At 52.6% G+C, this 22,313-nt stretch carries 20 protein-coding genes; 11 read left to right on the top strand and 9 right to left on the bottom strand.

All coding sequences use genetic code 11. From position 1 onward, the window contains the following. Nucleotides 1–131: 131 nt before the first annotated feature. A complete protein-coding gene (gene cysI, locus ACMYSL_RS06300) occupies nt 132–1,844 on the bottom strand; it encodes an assimilatory sulfite reductase (NADPH) hemoprotein subunit (protein WP_182234526.1) in 1,713 nt (570 codons plus the stop codon). After that, nucleotides 1,844–3,643 (bottom strand): NADPH-dependent assimilatory sulfite reductase flavoprotein subunit, encoded by a 1,800-nt coding sequence (gene cysJ, locus ACMYSL_RS06295; protein ID WP_434661814.1) that lies wholly within the window; start codon nt 3,641–3,643, stop codon nt 1,844–1,846. Before cysJ ends, cysI begins: the two co-directional genes overlap by 1 nt. A gap of 446 nt (nt 3,644–4,089) precedes the next feature. Here cysJ and queD point away from each other — a divergent pair, with 446 nt between their 5' ends. The 4 genes from queD (at nt 4,090) to ACMYSL_RS06275 (ending at nt 6,763) form a co-directional block, all read left to right on the top strand. Then, entirely contained in the window at nt 4,090–4,452 is a 363-nt protein-coding gene (gene queD / locus ACMYSL_RS06290; protein ID WP_182234530.1) for a 6-carboxytetrahydropterin synthase QueD, read from the top strand. An 80-nt stretch (nt 4,453–4,532) separates the two neighbouring features. Continuing rightward, complete coding sequence (locus ACMYSL_RS06285; RefSeq protein WP_434661811.1) at nt 4,533–5,804, top strand: FAD-dependent oxidoreductase; 1,272 nt, start codon at nt 4,533–4,535, stop codon at nt 5,802–5,804. Beyond that, nucleotides 5,795–6,055 (top strand): ferredoxin family protein, encoded by a 261-nt coding sequence (locus ACMYSL_RS06280; protein WP_434661809.1) that lies wholly within the window; start codon nt 5,795–5,797, stop codon nt 6,053–6,055. Before ACMYSL_RS06285 ends, ACMYSL_RS06280 begins: the two co-directional genes overlap by 10 nt. A 132-nt stretch (nt 6,056–6,187) precedes the next feature. After that, nucleotides 6,188–6,763: a glycerol-3-phosphate responsive antiterminator gene (locus tag ACMYSL_RS06275; RefSeq protein WP_181485107.1), complete on the top strand. Its 576-nt coding sequence runs from the start codon at nt 6,188–6,190 to the stop codon at nt 6,761–6,763. A gap of 95 nt (nt 6,764–6,858) precedes the next feature. Here ACMYSL_RS06275 and ACMYSL_RS06270 read toward each other — a convergent pair whose 3' ends face one another. The 5 genes from ACMYSL_RS06270 to ACMYSL_RS06250 all read right to left on the bottom strand — a co-directional run bounded on the left by ACMYSL_RS06270 (nt 6,859) and on the right by ACMYSL_RS06250 (nt 12,309). Further along, complete coding sequence (locus ACMYSL_RS06270; RefSeq protein ID WP_434661807.1) at nt 6,859–7,713, bottom strand: FAD-binding protein; 855 nt, start codon at nt 7,711–7,713, stop codon at nt 6,859–6,861. Further along, on the bottom strand, nt 7,710–8,492 hold the full coding sequence (locus tag ACMYSL_RS06265; RefSeq protein WP_434661805.1) for an electron transfer flavoprotein subunit beta/FixA family protein: 783 nt from the start codon (nt 8,490–8,492) through the stop codon (nt 7,710–7,712). The genes ACMYSL_RS06270 and ACMYSL_RS06265 overlap by 4 nt, the downstream gene beginning before the upstream one ends. Then, entirely contained in the window at nt 8,470–9,819 is a 1,350-nt protein-coding gene (locus ACMYSL_RS06260; protein WP_434661803.1) for an MFS transporter, read from the bottom strand. Before ACMYSL_RS06260 ends, ACMYSL_RS06265 begins: the two co-directional genes overlap by 23 nt. Nucleotides 9,820–9,876: 57 nt before the next feature. Then, entirely contained in the window at nt 9,877–11,331 is a 1,455-nt protein-coding gene (locus tag ACMYSL_RS06255; RefSeq protein ID WP_434661801.1) for an FAD-binding oxidoreductase, read from the bottom strand. Nucleotides 11,332–11,523: 192 nt separating this feature from the next. After that, nucleotides 11,524–12,309, bottom strand: a complete 786-nt coding sequence (locus tag ACMYSL_RS06250; protein ID WP_110275863.1) for an SDR family oxidoreductase — start codon at nt 12,307–12,309, stop codon at nt 11,524–11,526. Between the two features lie 321 nt (nt 12,310–12,630). Here ACMYSL_RS06250 and ACMYSL_RS06245 point away from each other — a divergent pair, with 321 nt between their 5' ends. Both ACMYSL_RS06245 and ACMYSL_RS06240 read left to right on the top strand, forming a co-directional pair. Further along, complete coding sequence (locus ACMYSL_RS06245; protein WP_434661798.1) at nt 12,631–13,929, top strand: MFS transporter; 1,299 nt, start codon at nt 12,631–12,633, stop codon at nt 13,927–13,929. 26 nt (nt 13,930–13,955) lie between these two features. After that, entirely contained in the window at nt 13,956–15,434 is a 1,479-nt protein-coding gene (locus ACMYSL_RS06240; protein ID WP_434661796.1) for an FGGY-family carbohydrate kinase, read from the top strand. 39 nt (nt 15,435–15,473) lie between these two features. Here ACMYSL_RS06240 and queE read toward each other — a convergent pair whose 3' ends face one another. Beyond that, complete coding sequence (queE, locus tag ACMYSL_RS06235) at nt 15,474–16,145, bottom strand: 7-carboxy-7-deazaguanine synthase QueE (RefSeq protein ID WP_434661794.1); 672 nt, start codon at nt 16,143–16,145, stop codon at nt 15,474–15,476. A 210-nt stretch (nt 16,146–16,355) separates the two neighbouring features. On the opposite strand from queE, the gene ACMYSL_RS06230 reads away from it, so the two are divergent. From ACMYSL_RS06230 to ACMYSL_RS06210, 5 genes are all read left to right on the top strand, one after another. After that, nucleotides 16,356–16,946: a LemA family protein gene (locus ACMYSL_RS06230; protein WP_434661792.1), complete on the top strand. Its 591-nt coding sequence runs from the start codon at nt 16,356–16,358 to the stop codon at nt 16,944–16,946. 14 nt (nt 16,947–16,960) lie between these two features. Continuing rightward, nucleotides 16,961–17,839, top strand: coding sequence for a TPM domain-containing protein (locus tag ACMYSL_RS06225; RefSeq protein WP_434661790.1), 879 nt, complete (start codon nt 16,961–16,963; stop codon nt 17,837–17,839). 25 nt (nt 17,840–17,864) lie between these two features. Further along, nucleotides 17,865–18,650, top strand: a complete 786-nt coding sequence (locus ACMYSL_RS06220; RefSeq protein ID WP_434661788.1) for a hypothetical protein — start codon at nt 17,865–17,867, stop codon at nt 18,648–18,650. Nucleotides 18,651–18,674: 24 nt separating this feature from the next. Next, the gene (locus ACMYSL_RS06215) at nt 18,675–19,067 is read left to right on the top strand and encodes a hypothetical protein (protein WP_434661786.1); all 393 of its coding nucleotides are present in this window, start codon (nt 18,675–18,677) and stop codon (nt 19,065–19,067) included. Nucleotides 19,068–19,787: 720 nt separating this feature from the next. Then, complete coding sequence (locus tag ACMYSL_RS06210; RefSeq protein ID WP_434661784.1) at nt 19,788–20,897, top strand: SDR family oxidoreductase; 1,110 nt, start codon at nt 19,788–19,790, stop codon at nt 20,895–20,897. Between the two features lie 67 nt (nt 20,898–20,964). Here the strand turns inward: ACMYSL_RS06210 and eno are convergent, their stop codons facing one another. Continuing rightward, nucleotides 20,965–22,263 carry a phosphopyruvate hydratase gene (gene eno, locus ACMYSL_RS06205; RefSeq protein WP_110275870.1) on the bottom strand — a complete coding sequence of 433 codons (1,299 nt, stop codon included), beginning with the start codon at nt 22,261–22,263 and terminating at the stop codon, nt 20,965–20,967. Between the last annotated feature and the right edge of the window lie 50 nt (nt 22,264–22,313).

Raw genomic sequence — 22,313 nt, 5'->3', positions numbered from 1 at the left:
TCCCCAAAGGGGCGAGGGAGAAAAGACGGCTCCGGTGGCCTACTAGCCCCGTAGGAACGGGGAGAGAAAAGACGGCACCGAACTATCCCCTCTCCCCCACGGAGAGAGGGTTGGGGTGAGGGGTGACGGTGTTATTCCCAGAAATCCCGGGCTGGGTCGAGCACCGGGCGAATGATGCCCGCACGCACCGTAAAGTCGCCGAAGCCTTCACCCGCTTCGCGCTCTTTCGCCCAGCGCCCTACCAGTTCGTCAAGGGAGTCGAGAATTTCCGACTCGGTAATATTTTCCCGATACATGCGCGGAATACGCGTCCCGCTGCGGTTGCCGCCAAGATGCAGGTTGTAGCGGCCCGGCGCTTTACCCACCAGACCCACCTCCGCCAGCATCGCGCGGCCGCAGCCGTTCGGGCAGCCGGTCACGCGGGTGACGATATGCTCATCAGCGACGCCATGCTTGCTCATCACTCCCTCAACTTTATCGGTGAACGATGGCAAGAAGCGTTCGGCTTCGGCCATCGCCAGCGGACAGGTCGGAAACGACACGCAGGCCATGGAGTTTTCACGCTGCGGCGTGACGGCATTCATCAGACCGTGATCGCGGGCCAGCTTCTCGATCTTCGCCTTCTGATCGTCAGGAACACCGGCAATGATCAGGTTCTGGTTGGCCGTAATGCGGAATTCACCTTTATGGATCTTCGCAATCTTCAACAGGCCGGTTTTCAACGGACGCCCCGGGTAATCAAGGATACGACCGTTTTCAATAAACAGCGTCAGGTGCCAGTTATTGTCGATACCTTTTACCCAACCGATGCGATCGCCGCGGCCGGTAAACTCGTACGGGCGAATCGGCTCAAACTTGATACCCGCCCGGCGTTCAACTTCCGCCTTAAAGGTCTCAACGCCAACGCGTTCCAGAGTATATTTGGTTTTCGCATTTTTACGGTCGGTACGGTTGCCCCAATCGCGCTGGGTGGTCACCACCGCTTCCGCCACCGCCAGAGTGTGCTCAATCGGCAGATAGCCGAATTCGCTCGCCGTGCGGGCGTAGGTTTTCTTGTTGCCGTGCTCGATGGATAAACCGCCGCCAACCAGCAGATTAAAGCCCACCAGCTTGCCGTTTTCGGCAATCGCTACGAAGTTCATATCGTTAGCGTGCAGATCGATATCGTTCTGCGGCGGGATCACCACGGTCGTTTTGAACTTACGCGGCAGATAGGTCTGACCGAGGATCGGCTCTTCATCGGTGGTGGCGACCTTCTTCTGATCCAACCAGATCTCTGCATAAGCGCGAGTACGCGGCAGCAGGTGCTCGGAGATCTTCTTCGCCCATTCATAGGCTTCAGCATGAAGCTGAGACTCGTTCGGGTTAGAGGTACACAGCACGTTACGGTTCATATCGTTGGCGGTCGCCAGCGCATCCAGCCCGACCGAATGCAGCATCTGGTGCACCGGCTTGACGTTCTTCTTCAGAATGCCGTGGAACTGGAAGGTCTGACGGTTGGTCAGACGGATGCTGCCATAAATAGTGTTATCGGCGGCGAATTTGTCAATCGCCTGCCACTGTTTAGTGGTGATCACCCCGCCCGGCAGACGGCAGCGCAGCAGCATCGCATGGCGCGGTTCCAGCTTCTGTGCCGCACGCTCGGCGCGAATATCGCGATCATCCTGCTGATACATGCCGTGAAAGCGGATCAGCAGGAAGTTATCGCCTTTAAAACCGCCGGTCAGACCGTCGTTCAGATCTTCCGCAATGGTGCCGCGCAGGTAGTTACTTTCGATCTTCATGCGCTCGGCATCGACCAGTTTACCTTCGACCACCAGCGGGCCTGGATGTTTTTCGCTCATTAGTAGACATCTCGCTGATAACGGCGCTCAACGCGCAGCTCACTTAAAAATTCGTCCGCCGCTTCGGCGTCCATCGCGCCAAATTCGGCAATCACTTCCAGCAACGTCTGCTCAACGTCTTTTGCCATACGATTGGCATCGCCGCAGACATAAATATGGGCACCGTCGTTAATCCAGCGCCACAGCTCTGCGCCCTGTTCGCGCAGTTTGTCTTGTACGTATACTTTTTCTTTTTGGTCGCGAGACCAGGCCAGGTCGATGCGGCTCAGTACGCCCTCTTTGACGTAGCTCTGCCACTCCACCTGGTAGAGGAAATCTTCGGTAAAGTGCGGGTTGCCGAAGAACAGCCAGTTCTTGCCTTCTGCGCCTTCTGCCGCGCGCTGCTGCATAAAGGCGCGGAACGGCGCGATGCCGGTACCCGGGCCAATCATGATAACTGGCGTCTCTGGGTTAGCAGGCAGACGGAAGTTATCGTTATGCTCGATAAAGACGCGAACTTCGCCATCTTCTTCGACGCGGTCGGCAAGGAAGCTGGAAGCGCCGCCGGTGCGGGCGCGGCCTTCGATGTCATAGCGGACAACGCCGACGGTGACGTGCACTTCGTTTTCGGTTTCCGCCTGTGACGAAGCGATAGAGTACAGGCGCGGCGTCAGCGGGCGCAGCAGGTCAATCACTACCTGAGCATCCAGTTGCGCCGGAGAGAAACGCACCATGTCGACGATCGGCGTGGTCGCGGCGTAATGCTGGAGCTGTGCCTTATCGCCCACCATCGGCAGCAGAGATTCGCTGCGGGTTAAGGTGGCGTAGTTCTCAACGATATTGCCGGTGTTAACCGTCAGCTCGAAGTGCCACTCCAGCGCTTCAGCAAGCGGCAGGGTTTTACCGTCAACCGTCACCGGTTCCGTGCCCTGCAGCCACAGCAGCTCCACCAGTTCTTTGACCAGAGCAGGGTCGTTCTGGTACCAAACGCCCAGCGCATCGCCCGGCTGATAGCGCAGGCCAGAGTCGCCGAGGTCAATTTCAATATGGCGCACATCTTTTTCTGAATCACGACCGGTGATTTTTTGATTCGCGGCGAGCGTCGCGGTCAGCGGCGCTTCTTTGGTATACGGGCTGGTGTGAATCTCATTCACCGCACCGCTGGTCACCAGTTGGGACGGCGCGGCAGCAGGCGCGCGGGCTTTCAGCGCCTCAACCACGCGGGCACGCCATTCAGCGGCGGCACCCTGGTATTCCACATCAGAGTCAACCCGGTCGAGCAGGCGTTCACCGCCCAGTTCGGCCAGTTTGTTATCAAAATCTTTACCGGACTGGCAGAAGAATTCATAGGAGGTATCGCCAAGGCCAAATACGGCAAACGCAGTATCGGTCAGCTTCGGCGCTTTTTTCGAAAACAGGAACTTATGCAGCGCGACGGCTTCTTCCGGCGGCTCACCTTCGCCTTGCGTTGACGTCACGACAACCAGCAGTTTCTCGGAGGCAATTTGTTTGAATTTATAGTCGCCTGCGTTAACCAGCTTCACGTTCAGTTGCGCGGCCTGCAAATCGTCACGCAGCGCTTCAGCGACGCGGCGGGCGTTGCCGGTTTGCGATGCCGAAATAAGGGTAATGGAAGGGACTTCAACTGCCTGGGCTGGAGCGACAACCGCCGCGCCGGGCTGCTGGTTCAGCACGCCCCAGAAATAGCCGGAAACCCAGGCCAGCTGGGTTGGCGTGAAGTCAGTCGTGGCCGCCTGAAGGCGCGCCATTTGCTCCGGGTTAAGCGGTAGCAAATTAGAAGGTGGGGCCTGTGTCGTCATGCGTCGTTATGTTCCAGTAAGCAAAGCTGTTAGTCGCAGCCTGTCAGCGCGATAAAACAAAAGAGAATGTGTTCACTCTAAATAATTCGAGTTGCAGGCAGGCGGCGACGCAGCGAATCCCCGGGAGCTTACATAAGTAAGTGACTGGGGTGAGCGAGTAAAGCCAACGCACATGCGGCTCGAAGTATGACGAGTGATAAGGGTAACGGTGCAGATAGTAACAATTAAAGAAGGGATGGAAATAACAAATAACCAAATGGACTAACCTGTTTTAGTTATAGTTATTAACAACAAAATCGATTAAATAACCCCATGATATATAATAATTTAATCCCAATAAACCAGATGAATATGTCCATTTTCTGTTCAGGGCCGTTTTAGTTAATGCGAAAAAAGGTGCTTTCCGGTACCCTACGGCGGTTTTTTTGCCATATTGAGAATAAAAGATGTCCACCACGCTGTTTAAAGATTTCACCTTCGAAGCCGCTCACCACCTGCCGCATGTACCGCAAGGGCATAAGTGCGGTCGCCTGCACGGTCACTCTTTTATGGTGCGCCTGGAGATTACCGGTGAAGTCGATCCCCATACCGGGTGGATCATGGATTTTGCCGAGCTTAAGGCCGCATTTAAGCCGACTTACGACAGGCTGGATCACTACTATCTGAACGATATTCCGGGACTAGAAAATCCTACCAGCGAAGTGCTGGCAAAATGGATTTGGGATCAGATGAAACCTCTGGTTCCGCTACTGAGCGCGGTGATGATTAAAGAGACCTGCACGGCGGGCTGCGTCTATCGCGGCGAGTGATTAAAGCGTTTGTGTCGACGGTCAATATTCCTTAAATAACGTCATGTTAGCTTATGCGCTCTGGATATCTGGGGCGCAATATGGCTGACGATTTTGATATTATTATCATTGGTGCAGGGATAGCTGGCACCGCTTGTGCTTTACGCTGTGCGCGGGCAGGACTTTCCGTTCTGTTGCTTGAACGCGGCGAACTTCCCGGCAGTAAAAATCTTTCCGGCGGGCGGCTGTATTGCCATGCGCTTGCCGAACTCCTTCCTCATTTTCAGCAATCCGCTCCGCTTGAACGCCGCATTACCCAGGAAAGTCTGGCCCTGATGACCGCAAACGGCGCAACGACATATTCCAGCCTGCAACCCAACGGCGACTCCTGGAGTCTCCTGCGCGCCCGCTTCGATCCGTGGTTTGTCGGCCAGGCCGAAGATGAAGGCGTCCAGTGTATTACCGGGGCGACGGTCGAGGCGCTGTATCGCGAAAATGGTCGGGTCTGCGGCGTTATTTGCGATAATGAAACCCTGCGCGCTCGCTATGTCGTACTGGCTGAAGGGGCTAACAGCGAGCTGGCGGAGCGGCATGGTTTAGTGCCTCGCCCTTCCCCATCGTCAATGGCGTTAGGGATTAAAGCGGTGCTGGCGCTGGAGCAAAAAACGCTGGAAGATCGCTTTCGCCTGGAAGGTAACGAGGGGGCGGCGATGCTCTTCACCGGCGGCGTCTGCGGGGATTTGCCCGGCGGCGCGTTTCTTTATACCAATCAGGATACCCTCTCATTCGGCATTGTTTGCCCGCTCTCCTCGCTGGGAAAAGGCGCGGCTCCGGCCTCTGAACTGCTGGATAATCTCAAATCACATCCGGCCCTGCGCCCTTTGCTACGAGGGAGTGAAACGCTGGAGTATGGTGCGCATCTGGTGCCCGAAGGCGGTCTGCATAGCATGCCCGTGCAGTACGGCGGAGACGGCTGGCTACTGGTTGGCGATGCGCTACGCACCTGTATCAATACCGGCTTTACCGTGCGCGGGATGGATATGGCGCTCATCGGTGCTCAGGCGGCAGCGCAAACGTTGATTCGAGCCTGTCAGCAAAGCGCGCCGCAAAACCTGTTTGCACAATATCACCAGGACGTTGAACGCAGCCTGCTGTGGGAGATTCTTCAGCGCTATCAGCATATGCCCACACTGCTGCAACGCCCCGGCTGGTATCGCCAGTGGCCTGCGTTAATGGAAGACATTTCCCGCGAACTTTGGCTGCAGGGCGCGAGCCCGGTTCCGCCGCTGCGCCAGATAGTCTGGCGTCAGCTTCGCCGTCACGGCCTGCGCCATCTGGCAGGCGATCTTGTCAGGAGTTTACGATGTCTGTAGCCCGCAACGTCTGGCGTCCCGCCGACAGCCCACATATTGTTCCATCCGCTTCACCGACTCCGGAAATCGCCGAGTTGCTGATTCAATCCTGCCCCGCCGGGATTTTCTCACGCACGGCGGAAGGTGAGCTGCGGGTCGACTATCGCGGCTGTCTGGAATGCGGCACCTGCCGGTTGTTATGCGATGAGGCAACGCTGAAAGAATGGCGCTATCCTGACTCTGGTTTTGGTATTACATTCCGTTTTGGGTAATAAAGCTGAAAGGCTAATACATTGTTATGTAATAAAAAACGCCAGCAGAACGGTCCCCTCTCCCCTTCGGGGAGAGGGAGAAAACCGTACCAGCAGCTTGAAGTATGACGAATAAAATACAAAGGACACACCATGCCCCTGCTACACCTGCTCCGACAAAATCCGGTTATTGCGGCCGTCAAAGATAACGCCAGCCTGCAATTAGCCATCGATTCCGAATGCCAGTTTATCTCCGTGCTGTACGGCAATATCTGCACCATCAGCAACATCGTCAAGAAGATCAAAAACGCCGGTAAATATGCGTTTATTCATGTCGACCTGCTGGAGGGAGCGTCTAATAAAGAGGTGGTGATTCAGTTTTTGAAGTTGGTTACCGAGGCGGACGGCATCATCAGCACCAAAGCGCCGATGCTCAAAGCGGCCAGAGCGGAAGGCTTCTTCTGCATTCATCGTCTGTTTATCGTCGACTCTATTTCCTTTCACAATATTGATAAGCAGGTGGCGCAGTCTAATCCGGATTGCATTGAAATCCTGCCGGGCTGTATGCCGAAAGTCCTGGGATGGGTAACGGAGAAAATTCGCCAGCCGCTGATCGCCGGGGGATTGGTTTGCGATGAGGAAGATGCGCGCAATGCGATGAAAGCGGGCGTCGCGGCTCTTTCAACCACCAATACCAACGTCTGGAAATTAGCAAAACAGCTTAATTAATTTATCGGCTTTGTTCCCGGGTCGCGGCGTAAACGCCTTACCCGGGCTACCGGACCTGTTTTAGATATTGTGCTCGCGTCTTTGCCGGGCGGCCACTATGCTTCTACGCAGGCGACCAGTTCCTCAAGCACCGGTAGCCAATCGTCAACAATACCAACATCCGCCTGAGAGAATACCGGCGCGCTGGCATCATGATTGATCGCCACAATAAACCGGCTATCCCGAACGCCTGCCATCAGCGCCGCCGCGCCCGATGCGCCCGCCACAATGCAGACATCCGCCGCCAGCAGATGACCGGAGATGCCAATCAGGCGATCGGCATCATAGCCGCCGTTCATCACCCGCGCACGGCTGTATCCCGCTTCCGCCCCCAGACGTTGCGCGATAGCCGCTATTTTTTCGGCATCAACGACCTCACCGCCCTGCCCGACAACCAGCACCTGATTCGCCTCCTGCAAGGGATGATCTCCCGAGCGCTCCACGCTTTCAACACTGATTAACCAGTTGGGTAAAACCGTCGGCGCAATATGGCGTGTCGTCAGATCGGCGGGAAAATCACCAGTCACGCTACCGCCGGCTTGCCGCGCCAGAGACAGGCACAGCGGTCGGGCGCTAAACCCCAGGGTAGCCGTCAATGCATTGCCCCAATGAGATTTGGTCACTCTACCCTCTTGCGCATTGACTGACAGCACCTGACATACGCTGCCGCCTTGTAAACGCCAGGCCAGCCTTGTTGCCAGCTCATCGCCCAAAATCCCGGCTGGAAATATCAACATATCGACCGGCGTCTGCCGCCACTGGACGACCAGCGCATCAAGAAGCTGCTCAGCAACTTCCGGTTCGGCATCAATAATCCAGCGTTCCACCTCCGCCTGACCAGGCTCATTTGTCGCCAGCCAGTGTCCCATCGCGGCGCGATCACCCGCTGTCATCACCATCGCTATCTTCATGGCTGTATCCTCTGACGTAGATAACTCTCCCATAGCATCCTGGCTTTCTCCTGCGCCGTTGCCCCGTCGACAATAACCGCGCTGCGCCGCGGTTCCGGGCGAGTCAGACGCAAGCACTGAACGGCGGGCATCACCTCAGCGCTGACCGCCTGACGCACGATATCCGCCTTTGCCGCCGCCAGACGTTGGCGCATACCGGGCACCGCAAGCGCTACCTCACCGCACTGCCTGACGGCAATGACCACCGGTAGCCGCACCTTGCAACGGCGGATACCGTGGGTTGTTCGCTGCTCGATAACGATAAAAGGCGGCTCAAGGGTAAAGCGCTCGACCTGGGTGAAACAGGGCCAGTCCAGCATTTCCGCCAGCAGAAACGGCGTCTGGCCATTCTGCCCTTCGCTGCTCTGACAGCCGGTGACGATCAGCTCAGCACCGTGGCTGCGCTGCCAGTCGGCAATTTGCCCGGCAATAAACGATGGCGCAAAGCGTAAATCCGCAGCCACCTCCAGCAGCACCCGCTGATCAAATCCCAGCGCTGCGAAGTAGCGCAGCCAGTGCAGCGCGCGTTCATCGCCAATGCTTAAGGCGGTCAGGTTCATCTCGCAGCCTGCATTGCGCTGGGCCAACAACAGCGCAGCCGCGGCCTGTTCATCGGCACCGATAGTGCAACGCAATAGCGAGACATCAGGGCCGCAGGTATCCCGCCCGGCGGCCTGCCAGTCCTTTTCAGCCAGCATGCTGGCATCAGGTTCCGGCTTAAACGCCAATAGAATGTTCATTTTTACCTCCTTGTCTTTGGTCGCCGCTTCCGGCCGCCACCAGCGGCAGCGCTTTGGTTTCAGGCGCCCACAGCCAGGTCACCACGAAGCCAACCAGCAATACCCCGGCCAATAGCAGCAGCGTCACCGTCATCCCCCATTGCGCCAGGGTCCAGGGCAGCAGGCCGGTGCTGATTGCGGCGCCAAGTCGGCTCATAGCGGTGGCGAATCCAACGCCCAGCGAGCGAATATCCGTCGGAAAACTTTCTGCGGGTAAAATCCCTACCAGGTTACTCACCGCCGAAATCGTGGTGCTGAATAAGACAAAAAGCAGCAACGTCCAGTGGCTGCCTTGAGGTAAGCAGGCCATCACGATTAATGTCGCCGCAAGCAGCAGAAAGCTGCCGAGCAGGAAATGGCGATGGGCCAGCAGATGGGTCAATACCAGGCCCAGCAGCGCGCCAACGATCAGCAGCGCATTTAGCATCAGGCTGGCGGTCAATGCATCTTCAAGGCCGATGGTTTCAGCAATGGTGGGAAGCCAGGTGTAGATAACGAACCATGGGATCACCAGACAGACAAAAAAGATGCTATTAAAAGCCGTGCGCCGCCAGTAGCGGGATGAGAACAGGGTTAGGATATGTTTATTCGTCTCTTTCGTTACCTCATCGCCCAGTTGTACGTGCATACCAAAACAGCGATGCACCACGGCATGGGCTTCAGCGAACCGCCCCTGACGCATCAACCAGCGTGGGGATTCCGGCGTTCCCCAGCGCAACAGTGTGATGAGCAGCGCTGGCAGGGCTGACGATGCCAGCAGCCAGCGCCATGCATCCGGGTTTTCACTAATAAAATGATGCCCGGCAAGGCTTGCCAGGACGTAACCGACGGTCCATACCACGCTAAACGAACCGAGCAAAATCCCTCGGTGTTTGCGCGGCGAGAACTCGGCCAGCAACGTGTGGCCCACGGAGTAATCTCCGCCGAGGCCGATCCCTATCAGGACTCGCAAACCAATCAGCTGTTCGGGCGTGGTAGCAAAAAATTGCAGAAATGAAGCGACGGTAATCAGCACAAAGCTGAAGTTGAAAATTTTTTGGCGGCCAATATGATCCGAAACCCATCCCAGAACCAGGCTGCCGATAAAAAGCCCAAGCAGCGCCGCCCCGCCAATCATCCCGGCCATAAAAGGCGTCAGATGCATAGCAGGGGTCAGTTGAATAATGGCGTAACCGATAACGCCCAGGACATAGCCGTCAACCAGATGTGCGCCGAAGGTCAGCGCGGCAATGCGGCAGTGAAAACCGTTAAGCGGTAAATCGTCCATTCGCACCGGTGAAGTATTCATTTCTATCCCTTCATGGTCCGATAAAAACGGCTTCCCGGTTGAGAAGCCGTGTCACTCTTATTTTTCAATCGGATAAATCGTTCCGGTATTCATGATACCGTTTGGATCAAACTGCTTCTTCAGCCCTTCCAGCAGCGGCCAGGCGCTACCGTGTTCCAGCTTGCTCCAGTGAACGCGATGTTTACCAATCCCGTGGTGATGCACCATCGAACCGCCGAGACGAATCGTCTCTTCGCAGATAATCTTGTTCAGCGGGTTGTGGTACTTATCGATTTCCTCTTCCGGCTTGCAGTCCACCACGTTGTAGTCGTAGACGAAGTACATGTTGGTGCCGTTCATGTAGCTATGTGAAGAGTGGCCGCCCAGCATGGTGATATCGTCCGCGTGAGGAAATTCGGTGCGGATGCGGTTGATCACGCTTTCATAGATTTCATGGATGCAGCTCCAGCAGCCGGAAACCTCGGTAGTGAAGCCCATATTGCCGGTTTTGAGGATCTGCACACGTTCAGCAGCCACTTTTTCCGGGCCCCAGTTCAGGTGATTAAACCAGGCTTCGATCAGCTTGCTGTCCACGCGCTGGCACTGTGGATAGCGCGCAACCACTTCCGCAATCCCTTCACCGGTCGCTTTCGCCATCAGCGGGTTGCCTTCCGCCATAAAGATCAGAACGCATTTGCCGTCGGCAAAATGGGTAAAGTGTTGGGTGCCATCTTCTGCATCGTAAAGGCGAGCAATTGACGGGCGATACCCTTCCACCATCACTTCGCGCAGGATATTGAACCCAACCTTCATGTCATCCAGGATATAGCCATAGAACAGGTTATTTTCCGGGGTAAACTTGAAGATTTTCACTGTGACTTCAGTGATATAGCACAGCGCACCTTCGTTGCCGATAATGATGTGGCGAATGTCCGGGCCGGCAGCACGACGCGGGACGTTTTTGATGCGGGTGACGGTGCCGTCCGGCAGCACGGCTTCCAGCCCGACCACCATATCTTCAATCGCCCCGTACAGCGTGGAAAACTGGCCGATACTGCGGGTTGCCACCAGGCCGCCCATCTGTGCCAGCGGTTTAGACTGCGGTGAGTGTCCGGTGGTATAGCCTTTAGCCCGCAGCGCGTTTTCCAGAATTTCGAGCGGTACGCCACACTGCGCGGTCGCCTGCATATTCTCAATATCAATATTGAGGATTTGGTTCATTCCAGCGCCGTCCAGCACCACGGAATTTTCCACCACGGTTTCCAGGCCGCCTTCGGTCGCGGATGCACCGGTACGCGGAACGCCGTTGATTTTATGCTGGTTCATAAACGCCAGCACGTTGGAAACCTGTTCGGTCGAGCCTAACTTAACCACTGCGGCAGGCAGCGGCAGTGTAAAAACGCCATGGATGTCCGCATATTTACGAAAACGGTCAATACTATTTCGCTTTAAAACGGTTTCATCAGTAATAACGCGATCGGAGCCAACAATTTCTTTTAATTGGTCAACAATCGCTTCACGGGATAGAGACATAGTAATTCCTTCCTGATAATTAATTCGGAATATACACGTCATCCTTCAAACTGCCTCTTTGTTGGCTGCGCTCATAAACCCCAGTCACATAGTCATCTATGCTCCTGGGGATTTAATTCCCTTGCCGCCTCGATGCATCTTGAATGATTTTGTGTAATATAATAAATGGAAACAGAAACCACCGGTTACAAATTAACGCACCAGATAACCACCATCGACGACCAACAGATGACCGTTAACATAATTTGATGCCTGACTGGCTAAAAATACGGCAGCCCCCATTAAGTCCTGAGTATCACCCCAGCGATTTGCCGGGATATGATCGAGCACCCGTTGATTAGTTTCAGGATTGCTACGGGTAGCCAGAGTAATATCGGTAGCGTAATAACCCGGAGCGATACCATTAACCTGAATATTATACTGCCCTAATTCATCACAATATGCTTTTGTGAAACCGGCAAGCGCATGTTTAGTTGCTGAATAAGCCGGAGACCACTGTCCGCCAAGGTAAGAGAATAAAGAACAAATATTGATTATTTTTCCGCTGTTTTGCGGAATCATAATTTTTGCCGCTTCATAGCTCAGCTCAAATGGCGCCGTCAGGTTAACGTCAATCATCGGATCCCAATCCGCACGACCGAAGTCCAGGACCTTGTTCAGCTTACAAATCCCGGCGTTGTTGACCAGGATATCTACCGTGCCAAAGCGCTCGCAACAGGCGGCGATGATCTGCTGCGGGGCACCTTTAGCGGTGATATCCACTTGCATGAATTCAACCTCAACACCCTGTTTTTCAATCATTTCTTTTGTTTCACCGTTATCCTTCACAAAGCTTGGGATAAACAGATTTGCTCCGGCTTTCGCCAGCGCCATGGCAAAGGCCTGACCCAGCCCGCTATTGCCGCCAGTGACAATCGCCGTTTTACCTTTCAGTGAGAAGAAATCCATTGAGAATGCATTAAGAGATTCGATCGACATAGTTAAGCTCCAAATTCCTTTAGGCAAAAAAAAAGAAAGGCAACTTCCCCCGCAAGAGGGAAGTCACCTTTCTCATTATCTCTGGTAACTGGGGTAAATTTTTAACACAACGCTTAAGCATCTAATGTGATCGTAATCACAGATAAATCTTTCACTTCACAATCGAGCGTAAAACTACGAATCGTGATTATTCTCACACTAAATGTCACGCTGACATGCTATTTCTAGTCACAATTACTAGAGACCTGAGAAAAGTAATCCACCTGAACAAGGCGGGTTTACTTTTCTCTTTTTTTCGTCTATACAAAATGAGATTACGATATGCAACAAACCTCATATCGCCGTTGGATAACGCTTGCCATTATTAGTTTCAGCGGTGGCGTCAGTTTCGACCTTGCCTATTTACGCTATATCTATCAAATTCCAATGGCTAAGTTTATGGGATTTAGCAATACCGAGATCGGCTTAATAATGAGCACATTCGGTATTGCCGCCATTATTCTTTACGCGCCCAGCGGGGTTATTGCCGATAAATTCTCCCATCGCAAAATGATTACTTCAGCGATGATTGTTACCGGACTACTGGGTTTATTAATGGCGACTTATCCGCCGCTGTGGGTCATGCTTTGTATTCAGGTCGCCTTTGCTATAACCACTATTCTGATGCTGTGGTCAGTGTCAATTAAAGCGGCCTCTCTGCTTGGCGATCATAGCGAGCAGGGGAAAATCATGGGCTGGATGGAGGGGCTGCGCGGCGTCGGCGTGATGTCGCTGGCGGTATTTACCATGTGGGCATTTTCCCGCTTCGAGCCTGATGACAGCAACAGCCTGAAGACGGTCATCATCATCTACAGCGTGGTCTATATCCTGTTGGGAATATTGTGCTGGTTCTTCGTTAGTGACGCTCCTCAGCACAGCAATGCGGAAAAAGAAGAGAAAAAAGCGTTCCAGCTCAGCGATATTCTCGCCGTTCTGCGTATTAGCACCACCTGGTACTGCAGCATGGTGATTTTTGGCGTCTTTACTATCTACGCCATTCTCAGCTACTCCACCAACTATCTGACGGAAATGTACGGTATGTCGCTGGTGGCCGCGAGCTATATGGGAATTGTGATCAACAAGATCTTCCGCGCCTTCTGCGGCCCGCTGGGCGGCATTATCACGACTTATAGCAAAGTAAAATCGCCGACCCGGGTCATTCAATTACTGTCAATTGTTGGAGTCGTAGCGCTGATCGCGCTGTTGGCAACCAACTCAAACCCACAATCCGTTGCCATGGGTATCGGCCTGATTCTGCTGCTGGGCTTCACCTGCTATGCCTCACGCGGACTCTATTGGGCCTGCCCTGGCGAAGCGAGAACGCCAAATTACATCATGGGAACCACCGTCGGTATCTGCTCGGTCATTGGCTTCCTGCCCGATGTTTTTGTCTATCCGATTATCGGCCACTGGCAGGACACCCTGCCCCCGACAGAAGCCTACCGCAATATGTGGTTGATGGGCTTAGTCGCACTATGCATGGTGATCCTCTTTACCTTCCTGTTGTTCAGAAAAATACGTAGCGCCGATGCCACACCAGAAAACGAAACATCGCTGGCCGCTAACGCTACTGGCGAGTGATGGTGAAAATTTAAAGGAGAATAATAATGTCAAAGAAATACATCATTGGAATTGATGGCGGAAGCCAGAGTACCAAGGTCGTGATGTACGATCTGCAGGGAAACGTGGTCTGCGAGGGAAAAGGCTTGTTGCAGCCGATGCACACCCCGGATGCCGATACGGCTGAGCACCCTGACGACGATTTATGGACCTCTTTATGTTTCGCCGGAAAGGAATTGATGAGTCAGTTCGCCGGTCATAAAGAAGATATTGTCGGCATCGGCCTGGGTTCTATTCGCTGCTGCCGCGCGTTACTGAAAGCCGACGGCACGCCCGCCGAGCCGCTTATTAGCTGGCAGGACGCCCGCGTCACCCGGCCCTATGAGCATACCAATCCCGATGTTGCCTGGGTTACTTCGTTTTCAGGCTATTTGTCGCACCGCTTAACCGGCGAGTTCAAAGACAACATCGCTAACTACTTTGGTCAATGGCCGGTGGATTATAAAACCTGGGCGTGGAGCGACGACGACGAGGTGGTGAAGAAGTTTAATATTCCGCGCAAGATGCTGTTCGATGTGCAGATGCCGGGCACCATCTTAGGCCATCTTACCGAGCAGGCTGCTCTCTCCACCGGCTTCCCGGCTGGGCTGCCGGTTATCTGCACTACCAGCGACAAACCGGTTGAAGCGCTCGGTGCAGGGTTACTGGATGACGAAACGGCGGTGATCTCATTGGGTACCTATATCGCCCTAATGATGAACGGCAAAGCGTTGCCGAAAGACCCCGTCGCCTATTGGCCAATTATGTCCTCCATCCCAGAGACTCTGCTGTACGAAGGATATGGCATTCGCAAGGGGATGTGGACGGTTAGCTGGCTACGGGACATGCTGGGTGAGTCCTTAATCCAGGATGCTCAAGCGCAGGGTCTGTCGCCGGAAGACTTGCTCAATAAAAAAGCCTCCGTCGTGCCTCCGGGCTGCAACGGTCTGATGACCGTGCTGGACTGGCTGACCAATCCCTGGGAGCCCTACAAACGCGGCATCATGATCGGCTTTGACTCCAGCATGGATTACGCGTGGATTTACCGCTCTATTCTGGAGAGCGTTGCTCTGACGTTGAAAAATAACTACGACAATATGTGCAATGAAATGAACCACTTCGCCAAACATATCATCATTACCGGCGGTGGTTCGAACAGCGACCTGTTTATGCAAATCTTTGCCGATGTGTTCAACCTGCCGGCCAGACGCAACGCCATTAACGGCTGCGCGAGCCTGGGGGCGGCAATCAACACGGCGGTTGCACTGGGCTTATATCCCTCTTATGAGAAGGCGATTGAAAACATGGTCCGGGTAAAAGATGTGTTTATGCCGATTGAGAACAATGCCAGCCGGTACGAGGCATTGAATAAGGGGATCTTCAGGGATTTAACTCAACACACCGATGTGATTTTGAAAAAATCATACGAAGTTACCCATGGCAATCTGGATAACGTCGACGCGATTCAAAGCTGGTCGAACGCGTAATGAGTACGCCGGGCGGATGATATCTACCCGGCGAAATATCTAAGCAATATTCAAATACTTATGCGTCTGCATGGAGAGACGCCAGTTGCGGGCGATACAGGTCTCAATGCACAACCGCGTCGCATCGTCTTTTTGGCTGATGGGCTGTAGCGCAATAATCCGCGGTTTGTCGTCAGCCAGCGTTTCCAGCAGTTCATCCAGCGCTTCGATATCGCGTACGCGCCCAACCGGATGTTTAATTTCATCCGCTCGCTGTAGCGCCTGAGACAGCACATCATAGCCACCGCGCATATTCACCTTTGGCGATACCGTCACCCAGGTATGGGGCGTACAGCGCACCTCGTGCGTGCCGCTGGTTTCTATCTGACAGCTAAACCCGTTTTGCTCCAGCAGCAAGGTTAATGGCGTTAAATCATGAATGCAGGGCTCACCGCCCGTAATCACCACGTGGCGGGCAGTCCAGCCCTGACGCCCGATGATCGCCAGCAGATCCTCGCCGCTTGCCGGACCCCACTTATCGCTCTCTTTGGTTTTTGCCAGAATGCTGAACAGCGACACTTCCCGATCGGCAAGCTTATCCCAGGTATGTTTGGTATCGCACCAGGCGCAACCTACCGGACATCCCTGTAGACGAATAAAAATGGCGGGAACGCCGGTGAAGTAACCCTCGCCTTGCAAGGTCTGGAACATCTCGTTAATCGGGTACTGCATAATCGTCTCTGTCTGGGGTTATGAGCGCGCATTATCGCAGATCGCGGATAGTCAGGCAAAACTGCTTTGCTTTGCCTCTGATACGCTCAGTATCTTTACAGATACATTTATTTGGACAATTACTCGCTAAAATTCAGAAAATAATTAGATAAAATTATAACCACCGCGCTTAATATAGTTTTACGGAGCAATAACTCAAAAGGATATGACATGCTCAGAATATTCGTTGTTTTTATATTTATAGTGAACTTATCCGGCTGCGGCTATAACGACATCCAGGCCTATGATGAACAAACCAACTCAGCCTGGTCGGAGGTTCTTAACCAGTATCAGCGCCGCGCAGACCTTATCCCCAACCTTGTTGCCAGCGTTAAGGGTTACGCCAGCCATGAAAGTGAGGTACTGGAGGCGGTTACGCTGGCTCGCGCTCAGGCCAATCTCGCCAGCGGAAAATTACAGCAGGCCCCCGACGACGCACAAAAATTAGCAGACTGGCAGCAGGCGCAAAGACAATTAACCCGCTCGCTTGGGCAATTAACCATTATCAGCGAACGTTATCCTGAATTAAAAGCACAAGAGTTATATAAGGATCTGATGACTCAACTGGAAGGCAGCGAAAACCGCATTGTTGTCGCCCGCGGTCGTTATATTAAAGCGATTGAAAAATATAACGTCACCATCCGCCAATTCCCTGCCGTCATGACGGCGAAGGTTATGGATTACCAGCCGAAGAAGAATTATCTGCCGGATGACGTTGTGACCATCAGCAAAGCGCCGACTGTTGATTTCAGCCAGCATTAACAGGAGGTTAAGCCGTGCGCGTCATCGTATTTTTATTGATTTTCTTTAGCTTTCAATCACTCGCTGTTCCTGTTCCGGAGCTGCGCTATCAGGTGACGGATTTAACCCACACGCTCAGCGAGGCGCAGACCAACGCTCTGACACAAGAGGTCCACGCGATACCCGGCCAGGTGGCCATTCTGGTGGTACCGACCAGCGGCGAAGAAACGATTGAGCAATATACCACGCGGGTTTTTGACGCCTGGAAACTGGGCGACCAAAAGCGCGATGACGGTATTTTACTGCTGGTCGCATGGCAGGATCATACGGTCCGTATCGAAGTGGGATACGGGTTGGAAGGCACCCTGACCGATGCGCAGGCTGGGCAAATCATCCGTCAGAAGATTATTCCGGCGTTTAAAAACGGCGACCTGATGGTGGGGCTGCAGCAAGGGGTTGCCGCTATTGGGGAACGTCTCGCCAACGGCGAACAGCCGCCGGTATCAACAAGTGCGCCAATGCCGTTCAGCGGGGGCTGGGCGCTACTAATTTGGGCGGTAGTGCTGTTATTCATTGCCATCAGAGGCGGGCTCAAAACGCTGGGGGTCATTTGTACGGTTGCCATTATTCTGGCGTTTGCGCTGCCCATTTCAGGTCATACCGCTGGCTGGGGAAAACTGTTCGCCCTGCTTAGCTTCGCCACGCCGTTTATCGTGTTTTTGATTCTTATGCTGACGCCGACCACCGCCGGAAAAGCCTTCAGGAAAATAGTACGGGCATCAAACACCGCGAAAGAACAAAAGAACGGTAGATCTTCAGGCCGTAGCGGCGTTCGTACCGGCCGCTCATCGCGTGATAATTTTCGCGGCGGCGGCGGGTCTTCAGGCGGCGGTGGCGCGTCCGGGCGCTGGTAACATTACTCCACGCAAGGGAATCATAATGCGTATTCTTCTTTTATTGCTGGCGCTGTGCGGATTGCCTGCGTTTGCTGACCAAACGCCGCCAATTTCCGATCTCACCAGTACGTTGGCGGCGGCAGAACAAATGCCCACTCGCCAGACTGAGATCGGGGGCGACATCTTTGAAGCATTAGCAGATCATTTGCTCGCTAAGCCGAAGCTGACCCTCCCCTGCTTCACCTTCACGCTGCTGATGATGGTTATCATCGTCGCCTTGTACCGATTCGGCTGTAGCAAAACGATTATTGCCGTGGTTTCACTGGTCACAATGTGTATGTGGTCCTTCGTTCTTCGAGAAGACGCTATCATGCGACAGATTGGGAACATTAGTTTCAGCCTGTTGATATTTATGCCATTGTTATCGCGTCTACATAATATTTTCGTTAACGGCCGCATAATAATCGCGTCAATAAGCGATGTCGTGAAGGGCAAAAAAAAGAAGAACCCCTCCAGGGCAGGAAAAAAATCTCATGCATCGTCACCCACTTCCGATTTAATTGAAAAGTCCAAAAGCAGAAAAAAAATAGCGGGCGTCGTGCTATTCATCGTAGTCGCATTAATTATCCTTGCCCTCTACCTGGATACCGAATGGTTAGCAAATGCCGCGAGTCGGTTCGTAGAATTTATCATCGCAGTCCTGGCGATTGTCGTCATTGTTCTCGGCGGTGGCTTTAAATCCGGAGGGGGCGGAGGCTCATCGTCCGGCGGTAGTTTTCGCGGTGGCGGCGGCTCTTCAGGGGGAGGCGGTGCATCCGGGCGCTGGTAGTCATGTCTTATTCAGGAGCAACAAATGCATATTAATCATTTTTTAGCCCAGCACCCCAGGCTATGTAAGTTTATTTTCGGTACACTCTATTTTGCTGCCAGTATTTTTCTGATCAAGGATATGGGCGCGAATCATTGGGGAACGCCTGTTCTGGCGATGCTGATATCGCTTATCGCTTTTGATGTACTTATTTACTTTTGTATTTATAGCTTAATCAACCCCACTCCCGAGAGAAAGGATCTCCGATGGGATTATAAGGTCTGGCAGCGAAAACGTATGAGCTTTCGCAATGTATCTCTCGACGACTTTGTCTCATATGTTACAAACGGTAGAAAATTCATCAGGATAATGATTATTGTGGGAATGGTGGTAATGAATATCGTGGTACTACGCGACCTGATGAAACAGTCCTTTTAATACCCGGGTATGCTGCTACCCCACTAAATATGACACCCCGCTGGCGCGGGGAACACCTAAATATATACCCTTTTTTATAATACTATTTTTACAAGACAACACTCTACCAACGTAATCATTACAAACATGCATTATTGAATAGCATCTAACCACATTATTTTAAATGATAAAAAATCAGACACTCATATTCTCGTGAAGTTTACCAAAATAGTGTACTTTCTGTACCAAAGTTGAAATTTCTGCATATCATCGGATAACAACAAAAGATACAAAAAATACGCCGAACCACCAGGGAGGATTTCCACGATATCGGTGTGCGCCTTCCAGAAGAAACGTTGTCATACATTACTCATACATTTAAGGAAAGGCAGTAGAAACATGTTAAATGCATTGCATGGTTAATCCAGACCCTAATTAGCTGAGTAATAGTTATTCTGACAACAAATTTAATATAGTTTTATTTTTGATGTAACAAAATATTAAAAAAAACAGAAATAGAAATAAATACCTCAAAAATAAAAAAGCTTACATATCACTATTATACAAATTGATACATGAAATTATGAATTTATTGTCATTACCCGAAGTCCAACTTGATCCACTGAATCACGCAAGCTTAAGATAACCTTAACAAACTGAAAAACATCTAATTTTTCATTTACCTTCCGTTTAATCCCCTGCACCTAGAATCCGTAAACCAACCATGACGAGATTGAACTCATGAATACATTGTTAATCACAGGCGTGACCGGATTTCTGGGCGGGGCAGTTTTAGAAAATATTCTTAATCAGGAAAATAGATTTAATCTGCTACTGCTTGTTCGCGCCAATGATGATGCAGCCGCACTTGAACGGGTAAAGGAAAACCTGCGTAAATTCAATATTGCAGAAGAGAAGCTGGCAGCACTGAATTCACGGAGCATTCTGCTGGGTGATTTGGCGGATCCGGAAGTATTTCTTACCGACCCTCGCCTGGATCAGGTCACTCACGTTATCAACTGCGCCGCCGTCGCCTCCTTTGGCAACAACCCGCTCATCTGGAAAGTGAATGTCGAGGGAACGCTTAAGTTTGTCCGGAGAATGGCGCAGGTCATCAGCCTTCAGCGCTTCCTGCATGTAGGCACGGCAATGTCGTGTTCACCTGAACAGGATTCACTGGTGTCGGAAAACGTAGAGTTCCGTGAACGCGCCGAGCATCTGGTCGAGTACACCCACTCTAAATCAACCATAGAACGCCTGATGCAGCAGGAGTGCCCAACGCTGCCACTGGTTATTGCCCGCCCCTCGATTGTGGTTGGTCACACTCATCACGGCTGTCAGCCTTCCAGCAGCATCTTCTGGGTATTCAGCATGGGTCTGATGCTACAAAAATTTATGTGTTCGATGGAAGACCGCATTGACGTTATCCCCGTCGATTACTGCGCCGATGCGCTGCTGATGCTTCTCAACAGCCCGCTTGCTCGCGGAGAGATAGTGCACATTTCGGCAGGTGAAGAAAATAGCGTGAGATTTGCGGATATCGACAGCGCTATGGCATCGGCGTTGGAACAGGCTCCGGTTGGCAATAAATACGCCCAGGTCAGCTATGAGACGCTGGTTAAAATGCGCCGCGAGCTGAAGGATATCTTTGGCCCCTGCAACGAGCGTCTGATGCTAAAAGCTATGCGCCTGTATGGTGCGTTCGCCACGCTTAACGTGCGATTCAGTAACGACAAGCTGCTGAGTATGGGGATGCCAAAACCGCCGCGCTTTACCGATTATATCGACCGCTGCGTGCAGACCACGCGCGGGCTTTCTATTCCGCAGCAAATGGCGGTAGATTTTAAGTAGCTGCTTTTGTAAAGGCAAAAAAATGCCAGCCCGAAGGCTGGCATTTTCATATCAGATAAAGACAGGCTTATGCCTGGCCTTTGATCTCTTTACGACCATTGTACGGTGCTTTTTCGCCCAGAGCTTCTTCGATACGAATCAGCTGGTTGTATTTAGCAACGCGGTCAGAACGGCTCATAGAACCGGTTTTGATCTGGCCTGCAGCGGTACCAACAGCCAGGTCAGCAATGGTAGCGTCTTCAGTTTCGCCTGAACGGTGAGAGATAACGGCAGTGTAGCCAGCGTCTTTCGCCATTTTGATCGCAGCCAGAGTTTCGGTCAGAGAACCGATCTGGTTGAATTTGATCAGGATGGAGTTAACGATGCCTTTGTCGATACCTTCTTTCAGGATCTTGGTGTTGGTTACGAACAGATCGTCACCAACCAGCTGGATTTTGTCGCCCAGTACTTTAGTCTGGTATGCGAAACCATCCCAATCAGATTCGTCCAGACCGTCTTCGATAGACACGATCGGATACTGTTTGGTCAGGTCTTCCAGGAAGTGAGTGAATTCTTCAGAGGTGAACGCTTTGTTACCTTCGCCAGCCAGAACGTATTTACCGTCTTTGTAGAATTCGGAAGCTGCACAGTCCATCGCCAGGGTGATGTCGGTGCCCAGCTCGTAGCCAGCAGCTTTAACAGCTTCAGCGATAACAGCCAGTGCTTCAGCGTTGGAACCCAGGTTCGGCGCGTAGCCGCCTTCGTCACCAACTGCAGTGTTCATACCTTTAGCTTTCAGAACTTTAGCCAGGTTGTGGAACACTTCAGAACCCATACGTACGGCTTCTTTCAGGGATTTAGCACCAACTGGCTGAATCATAAATTCCTGGATGTCGACGTTGTTGTCTGCGTGCTCGCCACCGTTGATGATGTTCATCATCGGAACCGGCATGGAGTATTTGCCCGGGGTGCCGTTCAGTTCAGCGATGTGCTCATACAGCGGCTGACCTTTAGAAGCAGCAGCGGCTTTGGCGTTAGCCAGAGATACGGCCAGGATTGCGTTCGCACCGAAGTTAGATTTGTTTTCAGTACCGTCCAGGTCGATCATGATTTTGTCGATGCCAGCCTGATCTTTGGCGTCTTTGCCAAGGATTGCCTGAGCGATCGGGCCGTTAACCGCGCCAACAGCTTTCAGTACGCCTTTACCCATGAAACGGGATTTGTCGCCATCACGCAGTTCCAGCGCTTCGCGGGAACCAGTAGAAGCACCTGACGGAGCAGCTGCCATACCGACGAAACCACCTTCCAGGTGTACTTCAGCTTCAACAGTCGGGTTACCACGGGAGTCGATGATTTCACGACCGATGACTTTAACGATTTTGGACATTAGGTTTTCCTCAGTACAAGTTAAACTAAAACTCCAGACAAACAATGCAC

The organism is Klebsiella sp. MISC125 (assembly GCF_051131775.1).
Taxonomy (GTDB): Bacteria; Pseudomonadota; Gammaproteobacteria; order Enterobacterales; family Enterobacteriaceae; genus Klebsiella.
This window is presented reverse-complemented; position numbering and strand designations above follow the sequence as displayed.